At 30.7% G+C, this 14,223-nt stretch carries 7 protein-coding genes and 1 tRNA gene; 6 read left to right on the top strand and 2 right to left on the bottom strand.

What is annotated here, in order from left to right:
- Positions 1-184: 184 nt before the first annotated feature.
- Positions 185-703: an OmpA family protein gene (locus FVE73_RS07620; RefSeq protein WP_018499013.1), complete on the top strand. Its 519-nt coding sequence runs from the start codon at positions 185-187 to the stop codon at positions 701-703.
- Between the two features lie 187 nt (positions 704-890).
- On the opposite strand, the gene FVE73_RS07615 is transcribed toward FVE73_RS07620, so the two are convergent.
- Positions 891-966 (bottom strand) — tRNA-Thr (locus FVE73_RS07615).
- 261 nt (positions 967-1,227) lie between these two features.
- Between FVE73_RS07615 and FVE73_RS07610 the strand changes: the two genes are divergently transcribed.
- The 5 genes from FVE73_RS07610 to FVE73_RS07590 all read left to right on the top strand — a co-directional run bounded on the left by FVE73_RS07610 (position 1,228) and on the right by FVE73_RS07590 (position 6,135).
- A complete protein-coding gene (locus tag FVE73_RS07610; protein WP_018449618.1) occupies positions 1,228-1,485 on the top strand; it encodes a SemiSWEET family transporter in 258 nt (85 codons plus the stop codon).
- 196 nt (positions 1,486-1,681) lie between these two features.
- Complete coding sequence (locus tag FVE73_RS07605) at positions 1,682-2,779, top strand: RNA-guided endonuclease TnpB family protein (RefSeq protein WP_146997852.1); 1,098 nt, start codon at positions 1,682-1,684, stop codon at positions 2,777-2,779.
- 427 nt (positions 2,780-3,206) lie between these two features.
- Positions 3,207-3,857, top strand: a complete 651-nt coding sequence (locus FVE73_RS07600; protein ID WP_018499553.1) for a TraX family protein — start codon at positions 3,207-3,209, stop codon at positions 3,855-3,857.
- A gap of 30 nt (positions 3,858-3,887) precedes the next feature.
- The gene (nth, locus tag FVE73_RS07595) at positions 3,888-4,532 is read left to right on the top strand and encodes an endonuclease III (RefSeq protein WP_018499552.1); all 645 of its coding nucleotides are present in this window, start codon (positions 3,888-3,890) and stop codon (positions 4,530-4,532) included.
- Between the two features lie 130 nt (positions 4,533-4,662).
- The gene (locus tag FVE73_RS07590; RefSeq protein ID WP_018499551.1) at positions 4,663-6,135 is read left to right on the top strand and encodes a D-alanyl-D-alanine carboxypeptidase family protein; all 1,473 of its coding nucleotides are present in this window, start codon (positions 4,663-4,665) and stop codon (positions 6,133-6,135) included.
- A 509-nt stretch (positions 6,136-6,644) separates the two neighbouring features.
- Here FVE73_RS07590 and FVE73_RS07585 read toward each other — a convergent pair.
- Positions 6,645-13,715 carry an autotransporter-associated N-terminal domain-containing protein gene (locus tag FVE73_RS07585; protein WP_146997851.1) on the bottom strand — a complete coding sequence of 2,357 codons (7,071 nt, stop codon included), beginning with the start codon at positions 13,713-13,715 and terminating at the stop codon, positions 6,645-6,647.
- Between the last annotated feature and the right edge of the window lie 508 nt (positions 13,716-14,223).

Genomic DNA, 14,223 nt, shown 5'->3' with positions numbered 1-14,223 from the left:
ATTTGATTTCATCAGATTTTTCTTTTTTTTTTAAAAAAGATAGGGCATAATTTTAGTTAAAAAAATATTAAGGAGTGATAATAATCGAAGAAAATAGTTTTATTTTTATTGACATAGAATTTAAAAATTCAGAAAGTAAATAAAATTGAAATTTTATTTAAATTGAGAAGAGGATGGAAATAAGATGATGAAAAAATTAATTATATTTTTGATGGGAATAGTAAGTGTAAATACATTTACAGGAGAAATTTTGGAAGAAAAAGAGAAAATTGAACCACCAATGACAACTCAGATAATTTGTGGCTTTCCACCTTGTGATATAACAGAGGGAAAATGTGTAATTCTTGGATTTAAGGTGGATGGAGAAAAAATGAATGAAGCTGAAAGTTATAATTTGAAGTATATTGCAAATATGCTTAATACTTATATGGAAAAAGGTTCACTTGAAATTATAGGACATACAGATTCATATGGTTCAAAAAAGCATAATTTGAAATTGTCGTTGATAAGGGCGAGAAATGTGGCTAAATTATTACGAGAATATGGGCTTGATAAAAGATTTTCTATTGAGAAAATTATAGGAAAAGGTGGAGAGATGCCTATGGATACAAATGAAACTGTAGAAGGGAGATATAATAATAGAAGAATTGAAATTATTTTGAATAATTTAGAATATAAAAAAACGAGATTTATAAATGAATAAAATGTAAAATAAGTTTAAAGTAATATTACTATGAATTTTTATGATTGTTATTCTTTTCAAGTTATAAAGTTTTACAGTTTGATACAAAAGGAATCGAAGTTAGCATGTTCAAAAATTTGTAAATAAAAAAACTATTTTACCGAAATAAAATAGCTCTAAACTTATAATATGAGTGATATTTTTAAAGTGGTGCCGCTTGTCGGACTCGAACCAACCACCTACTGATTACAAGTCAGTTGCTCTACCAGATGAGCTAAAGCGGCAAAACTAACAAAAATATTATATCGAATTTTTTACTTAATGTCAAGTAAAAATTTAAAAAAATGTATTGTTAAGCTAAGTGCAACAGAAAAGTAAAAATAATATAAAAAAAATTGTAATTTAACAAAAAACTAAAAATTATTTATTTGAAATTATAAATAAAAAATGTTATAATAATAAGATATAAAAAAATTTAGATGTTATATTTTCAGTTGGGAAATGTTAAATTGACCTGATTAAAATATAATGAATTGGAGGAAAATATGAGTGAAAAGAATTTAAAAATTTTAGGATGGCTTGGAACATTACTTTCTGTAATAATGTATGTATCTTATGTTCCCCAAATTATGGGAAATTTACACGGTCACAAAACATTTTTTTTACAACCTCTGGCAGCTACTATTAACTGTGCGATATGGACAAGTTATGGACTTTTAAAAGAACAAAAAGATTATCCATTATCAGCAGCAAACTTACCAGGAGTAATTTTTGGATTTTTAGCAACAGTAACAGCATTTTAAATATTTTTATTTTAACAAAAGATAGCAAGAAGTCTCCAACTTCTATAAGTGGGAGATGAATTGCTTTTTTTTGTAAAAAAAATTGAAAAAAAGGATACATCCATGATAAAATTTTTGTATAAAATATTGAAGAGAAATCATTAATGATAAAATTTCTAAAGAAATAATATTCAAAGTCAAAAGGAGGTGTAATTTTATGAAATATAATTTAGCATTCAAATATAGAATTTATCCAAATAAAGAGCAGGAATTATTGATAAACAAGACTTTTGGATGTGTTCGTTTTGTTTACAATACAATTTTGTATACTGCGAATAAAATTTATGAAGAAACTGGAAAAAATAAAATAATTACACCTGCCAGTTTAAAAAGTGAAAACCAATTTTTAAAAGAAGTGGACAGTCTAGCACTTTCAAATGCTCAATTGAATGTAAAACGATCGTTTACAAATTTTTTTCAGAAGAGAGCAAAATTTCCAAGGTTCAAATCTAAAAAGAATAATGTTAAAAGTTACACGACAAATTGTGTGAATAATTCAATACGAATTGAGGAAAACAAATATTTGGTTTTGCCAAAATTGAAAAAAGTTAAATTAAAATATCATAGAGAAATACCGAAGGATTACAAGATAAAGTCAGTAACATTGACAAAGAGTAATGGAAATTACTATGTTTCTGTTTTGACGGAATTTGAAAAAGAAATTCAAAAAAATCCAAGTAGTGATAAAGTAATTGGACTTGATTTTTCAATGTCTGAATTATTTGTCAGTTCTGAAAACCAAAGGGCTGATTATCCAAGATATTTTAGGATGTTGGAGAAAAAATTGAAAGAATTACAAAAGTCATTGTCAAGAAAAGTAAAATTTTCTAAAAATTGGTATAAACAAAAAGAAAAAATATCAAAATTGCATGAATATATCAAAAATTGTCGAAGAGATTTTCTACATAAATTATCGAAAAAATTATCTGAAGCGTATAATGCTGTGGTTGTTGAGGATTTGAATATGAAAGGGATGAGCCAGGCATTAAATTTTGGGAAAAGTGTAGGAGATAATGGATGGGGAATGTTTTTGAGGATGGTTGAGTATAAACTGATGTTTTTAGGAAAGCAATTTTTGAAGATAGATAAGTGGTTTCCATCGTCGAAAACTTGTAGTAAATGTGGAAATGTTAAAGAGGAACTGGAATTATCAGAAAGAAGTTATAAATGTAATTGCTGTGGGATTGAAATTGATAGAGATTACAATGCGGCACTGAATATAAGAGATGTTGGAAAAGAAATGTTGGAATACTAGGAAAATAAAAGAAGACAGGGCAGGGACTGTCCGAAGAGCTTGGTAAATATATTTGGCTAGCAAAAGCAGATACTTCCCAAGAAGCTCCCGCTTCTAAAAGCGGGAGCAGTTCACTAAGTGGAAGATAGATTGCTTTTTTTTGTTAAAAAATATGGATATTATTTTGAAATTAAATATTGATACTATGTTCTATTATTAAATATGGATTTGTTTTGAAGTTTTATCTTTTAGAGAATTATAGTTTTTTATTGTTGAATATATAAATATTATTTTATTTCTTAAATAGAATTTAGTATAAAGAGATTTCTAAAAAAATTCTTGAAATTAAACTAAAAAAATGATATTATTAAATATGATATATTTATCAGAATAGTCATATTTTTTAGACTTGTTATCATAGTTTTCAATATTAAATTTAGGAGATGAATTGAGTTTATTTATTTTAAAAATAATTGGGATAGTGACAATGTTTTTGGATCATTATCATTATATAGTTGGTGGAAGTGAGATTTTAAATGTTATTGGAAGAATTGCATTTCCGATATTTGCATTTACGCTTAATGAAGGGTATGTGCATACTCGAAGTTTGAAAAAGTATCTTTTAAGGTTATTTATTTTTGCTGTTAGTATTCAAATGCCATCAATCCTATTTGGTTATGACTATCCAATGAATATTTTTTTTACATTATTTTTAGGTCTTTTGTCTATCTATATTTTTAATTTAAAAAAGATGAATGTAATTTTAAAAATTATTCTAATTGGATTTGTTTTATTTCTTTCACAAAAATTTAAATTGGATTATGGAATATATGGGATTTTAGTTATTATAAATTTTAATATTTTTAGAAATAATAAATTTAAAATTTTGATGAATTTTCTTGTACTAAATATTTATAATGTAATTTTTCCAAAGGTCTTTGATTTGCCTGATACTCAATTGTTTTCATTAATTTCATTAGTGTTTATTTTTATGTATAATGGAAAAAAGGGAAGAAGTATGAAGTACTTTTTTTATTTATTTTATCCGATACATTTTTTTATTTTGGAAGTTATAAAATTTATTTTGGAAAAGATGTAAAAATATTTTTTTTAAATTTTGGAGAGAGAAATGACAAAAAAGGAAAGATTAAAAAAGGTATTTCCAATATTAAAGGAAAAGTTTGGAAATCCAAAAGCAGCTTTAGAATTTGAGACACCTTATCAGCTGATGGTTGCGGTGATTCTCTCGGCTCAATGTACTGATGCACGTGTGAATATTGTTACAAAGGAACTTTTTAAAGTTATAAAGGAACCTAAGGATATAAGGAAAATGGACTTGGAAACATTGGAAAAGTACATAAAGTCAACGGGATTTTACAGAAATAAAGCTAAAAATATAAAATTGAATGCTGAAATGATGTTGGAAAAATATGGTGACAAAATTCCGAAAGAACTGGAAAAACTGGTGGAATTGCCAGGTGTAGGTCGAAAAACTGCAAATGTCGTTCTGGGTGAACTTTGGAACATTCGCGAGGGAATTGTAGTTGATACGCATGTAAAAAGGGTGTCTAACCGTATTGGATTTGTAAAAAGTGAAAACCCTGAAATTATCGAGAGGGAACTTATGAAATTTGTGCCTAAAAAGGACTGGTTTGTGTATTCACATTATATGATTTTACACGGGCGAGATAAGTGTATTGCTAGAAGTCCAAAATGTGATATATGTGAAATTCGGGATTATTGTAAATATAATTTAGAGAATTTTAAAAAATAATATTATAATTTTTAAATTTTATTTTATACTATTTCTTATTTAAATATTTTAAATAGAATTTAGTATTTAAGTTTGTTTTAAAGTGGTTCGTCATAATTATTAATTTTAAATAATATAAGAAAGGAAAAGAATGGTTAAGAGAGTAAAAAGAGTTTTGGTTTTGGGAGTTGTTGCATTACTTGCGTCGCTAGTTTATGCTGAAGGTGAACAGGAAGGTGGGAGTGCTGCTCCAAAGGAAAATAGTGTTATAATTAGAGAAGAGAAAAAAAATTCTTCAGTTGTGAAAGAAAATAATGAAAGACGTAGTGAATTTGAATATCAAACTGTAAAAAGAAAAGGAACAAGAAGAGAGAAAAAGAAAAAATTTGAAAAAAGTAATGAACAATTAAAAATTGTAAATCAGAAAAATTTAAAAGATAATACAACAAGAGAAGTTAGTAATAAAAATAAATCTACAAAAAATAATGATAGTACTCCTGCTCCAAAAAGAAAAGTTGTAAAAGCGATAGAACACGAGCAAGAGGGTGTTTCGCAATATTCTGGAGAAGTAATAAAGTATATTGCAACTACAGATGGAAAAGTTTTGAAGGATAAGATGTCAAGACAAAAACATCCAATAGCTTCACTTACAAAGGTTATGAATATTCTTGTTGCACTTGATCAAGTGGATAGAGGAAATGCAAAACTTGATGATAAAGTATGTTTTACACCTGAAACAGTGAATATGGGAGGAAGCTGGTTAAATGCAAAAGCTGGTGACTGTTATACATTAAGAGATTTATTACGTGCAGAAATTATTTATTCTGCTAATAATGCTGCATATTTAGTGGCATATCACATTGGACACGGAAATTATGATAATTTTGTAAAATTGATGAATGAGAAGGCAAAAGAACTTGGAATGAAGGATACACATTATTATACTCCAGCGGGGCTGCCATCTTCTATGACAAAGAAAAATATGGATATTTCTACAGCATATGATATGTATCTTCTTGGAAAAAGAGCAATTAGAGATGAAAGATTAAGAGCATGGATGAAAGAATCTGAATTAGTTCTGCATAATTCTGAAGGAGAAGATGTAGTTTATAATAACAGAAATCATCTGTTGGATCAATTTGGTATTTATGGATTAAAAACAGGATTTCATGCACAGGCAGGATACAATATGATTGTTTCCAGTAAAATTGGAAACCTTGAAATTATTTCAGTAACTTTGGGGAATAAGACGGATAATGACAGGACTGAAGATCAGAAAAGAGAATTTGCACAGCTGGAAAAAAGAATGATTCCAGTTTATAAAGCAGGACAGGAAATAGGAAGCAAATTTAAAGTGAAAAATGCTGAACAAAAGGAAATAAGCGGTATCCTTTCAAGCAATGTATATCAAATTGACAATACAAATTACAAATTTGAAATAAAGGATTTACAAGTTACAGCTGAAAAACAAGGAATTTCTGAAGGTGATGTGATTGGTAAGCTGGAAGTGCTGTCAAATGATAATAAAGTTGTAGGAACTGTGGATATTTTGGCTCAGAATAATTATAAGCAGTTATCAATGTTTGGGCGTATTTTGAGATTTGTAACATTTGGAATGGCATAGGATAAAAAATATGGAGTTGTTTAAAGATTTAAATGACTCTTTTTTTTTTGAAATGAAGTTTAGCATTGAAGTAATTCTGAGAGTGTCCATAATAATTAATGGCATCTTCAAGCTGTGTCTAGACTGCTATTCCCTAATTTTAATATTTCAGCATAACCCCAATCCGTGAAATTTAAAATTCAAGCATAGTCTGAATAGCATCTTAAAGCAAATCCTTAAACATATCTTTAATATCATGATTCTCAAAAATTTCCTTGTCAATTTTCTTTTTATACTAAAACTCCATTTATAGAAATTATATTTTACCTTGCAAAAAAATTCATAACTATTCCGATATTTAAATGGGAAAGTAGTATTAGCCATAATAAAAACCTCCAAATATTATATAGTTCTTTACTATATATTATTTAGAGGTTTACACAAAAATTTTACATAGCCTTAAAAATATCCTATTTGATAAATGGATACTTTCTTTTCTTTAAAATTTAAATATATTATCAGTTTAGAATTTAGTAAACAGCTCTAAATCCAATACCTGCCCTTACATTCTTACCTTTAGTATCGTATCCGCCATTTACTGTAACTCCAAATCTTGTATTGTCAACACCGACATTCAAGTCAAACTTACCATTTCCTTTTCTATCTTCCTTTTCTCCTCTGATTCCAAACCAGTCTGCTGTTGTGTATCTCACTCTTGCCTTGTTGTTTACATCCCCAACTTTTCCTAGTTCATTTTCATAGGCTGCTGTAAGTCCTATTGTCAAGTTTGTTCTTACCGCTAACGGCTGAACATATCTGAATTCCATTCCAACTTCAGGTTTTACTGAAAAATAGTCGTTTCCTTTTACTTCCAGTCTCATTTCCCCTCTGTCTTCCTTGATGCTGTTAAATCTACCGTATTCCATCTTCAAGGCTCCATACGGACGGAAATGTGTTCTTTCACTCAATCTTACATCGTATCCCAAATCAGTTTTCAGAGCCGCTCCATAAGAATGGTAGTCAGATTTTGCCTGGAATACGTCGTCTACAACTAGATATCTACGTTTCATATCGTTAATGCCTACAAATAAATCTCCGCCAATTGTCCATTGCAATGCTCCGTTGTAGTCTTTCTTAGGCGACATTGTCTTGAACACTCCTGCTTTAAGTATTGTCTGGTTTTCTTTAGATTTTCCAATATCCTTGAACTTGAATCTGTTTGTTACAGCTCCTGCGTACCATCCTCTAGAGTTACCCATCTTGATTTTTTCATCCTCATGAACGTAAGCCACACCGTAGGCATTGCTTGTATAATCAATAATTCCAGCTGTATCAGTATTGTATTCGTCTCTCATGCCGAATACCTTAATCTTGTTGTTTTGCTTAGATGGATTTCTCCAGTCATGTTTCAAGTACTTGAACTCTTTGTCAAGCAAGCTTCCAGTTGCATTGATTCTTTGTTGAAGGTTTCCATACTGGTGTCCCATCATTTCGTCAAATGCTTGGTACAGCAATACTTCCTCGTTGTTTCCAATTCCATTTAATTTTTGGAATAATTGATTTTCACGTGAACCTAAGGCTTCGATTCCATATCTTTGCTCCAGTCCGTTTAAGAAATTATATGTATCTGTACTATCTACTGGTGTTGCATCTTTTCCAGCCCAGTCAGTATAAGGTTTTTTTACAAGGTACATTTTATTTATTTGAACGTGTCCTGGGAATGCACTCATGCTGGCATCTATTATTGTGGCAGTTGCAGCCCATGTAAGTGCTCCTGAATAAAAATTCCATTTGTCTACTCTTCCGTTACTTCTCATTGATTCATTATAAGGTTCTATTATATTTGGGTCATCTATTACTATTTCTTTAGCTGTTGTTCTTCTTGCTGCTTCTGATCCAATTATTAGATCTGCCTCTTTTGTAAGATTTTGAAGACCAACTACTGGTATTGTATATTCTGTTCCAGATGTATCCACATAAATTCCTATTGAACTTAGACTTACTTGTTTAGGTGCTGATATTACGTTAAATTTAACAGGTTCAGGTTGCACAACTTGTCCATTTACTGTTATTGTAGCTTCAGGGGCATTCGGCTCAGCTGATATTGAAATAATATTTGGGAAAGCTGATACTGGTTTTCCAGTCGAACTTTGTTCAAACACTTGAGTTTCAGTTGACCCTATTCCACCTCTAACTTCTATTGTTCCTCTGTTAATTATAGTCGCACCTTTCAAAAGAACTCCTACACTGGTATCTGCATTTTTTATCAATATTTTACCACCTTGATTATCAAGTACAGAATTTTGTCCAAGTACAACACCTTTTACATCCTTCAGTCCATCAACAGTAGTTTGAATTGTACCTCTGTTTATTACTCTTGCCCCTTCTTCTGCAAATATTCCTATTGCTCCATCAGATGCAAGATTTATGAAAGAGCCGGCTGCATTCGTTATAACTGTATTTGAACCAGCTCCATACATTCCTGTACTATCTTTTCCAACAACATTTATTGTACCTGAATTTGTTATTCTTCCTTGATCATGTACAATATTATTTCCTGCCGAATCTTTTACAAGAAGATTTGTTCTAGGATCTCTTTCAAGATATCCAGCCGCCATTCCTACACTATACAAAGTTCCTACTGGATCTAGTGGTTTTGTTGGATCTTTTAAGTTTCCTGTTCTTGAATCAATAGGATTGTAATTTGGATTAGTCCCACTTAAACCAACAGTTATTGTTCCACCTGCTACATTATGTGCATCTCCAGATTTACTATACATTCCTATATTTCCCAAACCTGTCGTCATATTTATGTGTCCACTATTTTCTGAATGTCCAGCAGCATATACTCCATAGTTTCTATTACCGCTAGATGTTACATTTCCTTTATTATATATTCTTCCCGCTGCATCAGATGAATATATATGTATATTATTATTATGTAAACTTACGTTTGAATTACTTTCTACCATGTTATTATTTCCAACATTTACAAATCCAAACGAATTTTCTGCCAAATTTATATTTCCAGAAGAATATACATTTTGTCCATTTCCTACTGTATAAACTCCGACTCCTTCATCAGTACCAACATTAAGTGTACTTCCTGTCAAAAGCTTAACTGTTCCGCCTTTAGAATATATTCCTATTCCTTCTTTACCTACTGTTGTAACTGAATTTGACCCAAGTTCGGCATCTAGTCCATAAATTCCAACAGATTTATCTCCAGCTACTATATTTTTATTATTTACAGCTTTTCCAGAACCTGTTACAACTATACCTATATTAGGTTCTGAAGAATTTGTAGAATTTACAACATTAAGCACACCTTCATTTACAATGCTTCTTCCATCTCCTATTATGTTATACCCTTTTACAGTTGAAGCATTTATAGTTCCATAATTTGTTAAAGTGCCTCCACCAGTTGCATATAGTGAAGCAATACCACCTGTAGTATTTGTCGCATTTACAACATCTACATCAACATAATTTTTGGCATCAGGATTTCCGCTTTCTCCAGCAAGACTTCCTCCGAATGCAAGTCCTGCTCCTTTTCCTGTAGCAGAACCATTATATTTGTATTCAAATTTTCCAGGCCCATTTATAGTTGAAGTATTTCCTTTTACGTAGATACCTGCTCCTTCTTCTTTTGTTTCAATACCATAATTTGTAAGTAAATTAACATTTGAATTTTGAGCATATACTCCTGTTCCCGTTGCTCCTGTAACTATATCAGAACTTCCATTTCCAGTAAGATTTATTGTTCCACCATGTAATGGATTTCCACCAGCTGTCTTAGAAGATGCCGTAACAATTATTCCAACACCTCTATCACCAAGAGTAATATTATTTTTATTATTTATAACCACTCTACTTCTATCAACTTCATCCGCTCTGTTATTTTGTGCTAATATTCCAATCGGATTTGCCATTCCTGTTGTCACAAGGTTTCCTTCATTTGTAATCTCTATAGCTGTCTGAGTATTTCCTGACTTATCAGTTCCATAATTTAAAAGACGTGTAGTATCAGCCGTAACTTTCGCCGCAATAGCCGCTCCTGAATCTGTTACAGTTATAGTTGCCCCAGCTTCATTTACAAGTTTACTTCCATTAGTTCCATAAATTCCAGCCCCGTGATTTACAGTAACATTTGCACCAGATTTATTTGTTATTGTTCCATAACTCACATTCATTCCAGCAATATTGGCAGCCGCTGTTCCTCCAGTATTATTTACAGTCCCATAATTAATATATGCAGTTTCTGCATTCGATGTTGCATTTTTATTAGATCCCATTGAAAGTCCCTGAATATTTTCATTTAAAGCTGTTGTAGCATCTATCGTCTGAGTAGAAGCTATTGTTATTCTTGATCTTTCGGCAGTAATTGCATTAAATCCTTCATTAGTATAAGGTGTTAATGTCAAATTAATTGCAGCATTAGTATTATTGCTTCCTGGAACTGTACTTGTAGTATCTAGTGTTATATCAGAATTTTCAAACACAGTTTTTACAAATGGATTTGGATTACTTGAATCATAAGTAATAATTCCATTAAAGCCTAGTCCACTTGCTAAATCCTGAGTACTTCCATTCCAAATAACATTTGATTTATTATTAAATACTCCAAATGTAACTTTATCTCCAACTATCTTATACTTTACTTTTCCCATATTAAAATATTTTGTTGCTGATGAGGTAGGTGTTGCAGTTTGAGAATAAAATTTAGTGTCAGAAGTATCAGGAATAATTAATCCATTGTGCATTTCTATTTCTGTATTGGCATTAAAATTAATTTTTCCACCACCACTAGCATAAAATGGTGTTGTACTATCATGGCTTCCTGATGTCTGAACAACATTTTTACTATCTAAATATCTTATATCTTTAACTTCTATTTTCGTTGTTCCTGCGATATTTACTACTCCTTTATCAAATGCCGCAAGTCCTCCAGTTCTACCAGCTCTAATCACATTATTTGAACCATTTAAATTTACAATAGAGCCATCTCCTGTAGCAAGTGCTCCTATACCATTAATTTCAGCCGTTCCATTAATATCAATGTGTCCTTTATTTTTAGCCAATCCCCCTATATTCTTATAAATATACGGCACTGTCTTATCATCATTTGAAACCCATTCGTCAACAGCTGTTATTTTCCCTGTTGTTTCTACTTTCGATACTGTAGTTTGGTTATTAGAATCAAAGCCTTCCGCATATGCAATTATTGAACCAAATCCTTTAGCATCTGTTGTTCCTTTAGCATTAACTAATCCTCCATCTTTTGCAAGATAAGCAATAGGATTTATTCCTGTCTCATTTCCATTTGCATCTACACCTGTCTTCAAGTATCTTGCAGAAAGTTCTACATTCGCACCAATATTAATTTCACTTGGTTTTCCTTTAAGAGCAGTATTTGTAGCAGCACTCATACTATGTTTGTTATTATCCCAAACACCATTTGAATAGGCAATAATGGTTCCAGTTGCCGCTTCATTTAAAGAATCATCGGCTGAAATTTTTCCAGCACCTGATGGTCCTACTATTCCTATTGATGCAGCATTTCCATTGTCTTTTATATCAGTTGACAATGTTGTTATCACTTCTTTGTTATTTGTACTCATTGCTACATCCATTATAGTTCCATATTCAGATGCAAACATAATTCCACTCTTAGAATATTTTCCAAATTTAATGTCAACATTATTTATTTGTAAAGAATGTACTTTATCCTTATCAAAAATACCTAATGCACCCATATCATTAGAAGGAGTAATATCTTTTCTTTGTCCAGATCTTGCAAATACTCCAACATTTGTTTCAACATATTTATTATCTCCACTAGTTTTATTTCCTCCAGTTTGAGGAGTACCGTCATTTGCTATATTTAATTGATTTCCAATAACTGCTTTTGCCGAAATTTCTCCTTGATAAATCCCTACTACTGCTTCTTTCCAGTTATCAATACTGTTAGCACCTGTAGTGATACCTTCTTGATACGGATCTCCTGCTGCATTTTTATTTTTATTTGCAAAATACAAAATTATATTGTCATCTCCATATGATTGTACATATTTCTCTAAATTTATATATGGTATTCTTGAAGTTCCAGGAGCACTAATAGTTACTGAAGCAGTTCTTCCGTTTGAAGTGCTATAAGTTTCTCCATTTAAATTTTTATAATTTGGAGAATATCCATATCCTGAATACACCATGTTTCCTTGTCCTTCAAGTATATAATTTCCTCTACTTTCCACAGCAAAACTTGCTTGTGCCCCTAACACATTATAGATAATATTTTGACTTGCAGATTCTGGTATCGTAACGTCTACACTTCCATTAAATTCACCTCTTTTATTATGAGTACCATTAACACCATTCACACTTGTGTGTAAAACCAACGATTCCCATGCAGCTGGATAAATAAGAAATACTGTATTATCTGTCCCTTTAAGATTAACAGTCACATTATCATATAAATTATGTCCTGCATGCCAAGTTTCTATTGAATGAAATGCAGCTCTTCCATACAAATTAGCTGTAATATTTGCTAATTTACCATCAGCCACAGAGTGAATCCCTATTTGCCCCGCAACATGACCACCATTTCCTACATTTCGAGTTCCGTTACTGCTTCCAGCTAAGTACATTGTTACACCAGTTGCATCATTACTAAATGAAAAACCATGTCCATTTACATTATGAGAATTATTTATGTATATCACTTGAGCTGGTCTTGCAAGATCATTAAAATTTCCACTACTATCTACTCCTGCATAATATGTCGCACCCCCTCCAGAACGTCTAGAATCAGCCGCTACCCAACTATTACTATTTCCACATCCTGTGAAACAGTAGTCAACAAAAGGACTTGCGTTTGGTTCTGGCAAGTTTGGATTTACATTTGGTGCTGTTGGTTCCACAATTTTTATTGATTTTGGCGGTTTTATTGCTATGTTAGGTGTTGTTGGGTTGGGTTCTGTCATTGTGGGAGTTACCACATTTAAAGGGTTTTTTAGTACTGTTCTTGGAATTATAGCTACTTCTGCCTTAGCACTTACTAATGGTTCCTGTTCACGTATATTGCTTATTAAACCGTAACTTGTTTGTGCCAAGCCCATTGAAGGTAATTTTTTGTACTGATTACTTAGTGGAGATGTATTTCTTACAAACACATCATTACTTCTTGTATATACACCTTCATAAGGATATTTTTCCTTTTTATCTCCTCTACCTTTATAAGTACCATTCCAGTTGTTATTAAAGTAATTTATACCATATTGCCAGCTGCTCCAAGGCGCTTTTACAACGTGATCTCCTTGTTCCATTAATTGAATTAGTTCAAGATTTGTGCTTTTCAATAATTTGTCATTTTCTTTTCGTGTTGCTTTGACTTGCTGATGTATTGTCTTAATTGATGTAGAAATTGCTTGTTTCTGATTTTCTATACTTGTACCTGCCGAATCTGAAAATAGATTCCTCGCTGCAAAAAGCATTCCAGTAATTAAAAATGTTATTACTAGACCTTCTGTATAATGCACATCCTTACATCTTTTTGCATAAGCCCGCAAATCCTGCTTTATTTTTGTAATGCTATTTGTCATTTTAATATATCTCCTTGTAAAAAATTTTTTGTGATAATTAAATTTTTCATTTATGATATAAAACCAAAAAAAATTTTAAATATAGTGAAATTGCTTGAAAACTATTAAGATTTTTCCATGGTTCTTTTCGATAGTGCTCAAAATAATTTTTGATAAAAGTGATTTTTTAGTGATTGTAAGTGATTTTTTTTTGAAATATTTTTTTAAGTGTAATATAAACTTTAAAAATATGATTTTAAATTTATTATCTTTTAAAAAAAATATTTTACTATTATTATACTAAAATTTAAAAAAAAAAGCAAGCAAAAAAACTTGGTAAAATGTCACAATTAATATTGTAATTTATGAAATAAAAAAATCTTTATAACAATAAAATAATGTAATTTAGACAAAAATGTGATAAAATATATTCAAAACTGATTTAAAATTAAATTGATAAAAATTAAAAATTTTAGATTAAAAAAAAACGTTATTATTGTAATTTTACAAGATTATCAAAAAGAGGAGT

Origin of the sequence: Leptotrichia wadei (genome assembly GCF_007990545.2) — a bacterium.
GTDB classification, from domain to species: domain Bacteria; phylum Fusobacteriota; class Fusobacteriia; order Fusobacteriales; family Leptotrichiaceae; genus Leptotrichia; species Leptotrichia wadei.
The sequence above is the reverse complement of the archived record's forward strand: the minus strand, read 5'-3'. Positions and strand labels throughout refer to the sequence as shown.

Bases quoted from the DNA above. Each gene is read 5' to 3' on its own strand.
- FVE73_RS07620 (WP_018499013.1), top strand. From the start codon at position 185: ATGATGAAAAAATTAATTATATTTTTGATGGGAATAGTAAGTGTAAAT.
- FVE73_RS07610 (WP_018449618.1), top strand. From the start codon at position 1,228: ATGAGTGAAAAGAATTTAAAAATTTTAGGATGGCTTGGAACATTACTT.
- FVE73_RS07605 (WP_146997852.1), top strand. From the start codon at position 1,682: ATGAAATATAATTTAGCATTCAAATATAGAATTTATCCAAATAAAGAG.
- nth (WP_018499552.1), top strand. From the start codon at position 3,888: ATGACAAAAAAGGAAAGATTAAAAAAGGTATTTCCAATATTAAAGGAA.
- FVE73_RS07590 (WP_018499551.1), top strand. From the start codon at position 4,663: ATGGTTAAGAGAGTAAAAAGAGTTTTGGTTTTGGGAGTTGTTGCATTA.
- FVE73_RS07585 (WP_146997851.1), bottom strand. From the start codon at position 13,715: ATGACAAATAGCATTACAAAAATAAAGCAGGATTTGCGGGCTTATGCA.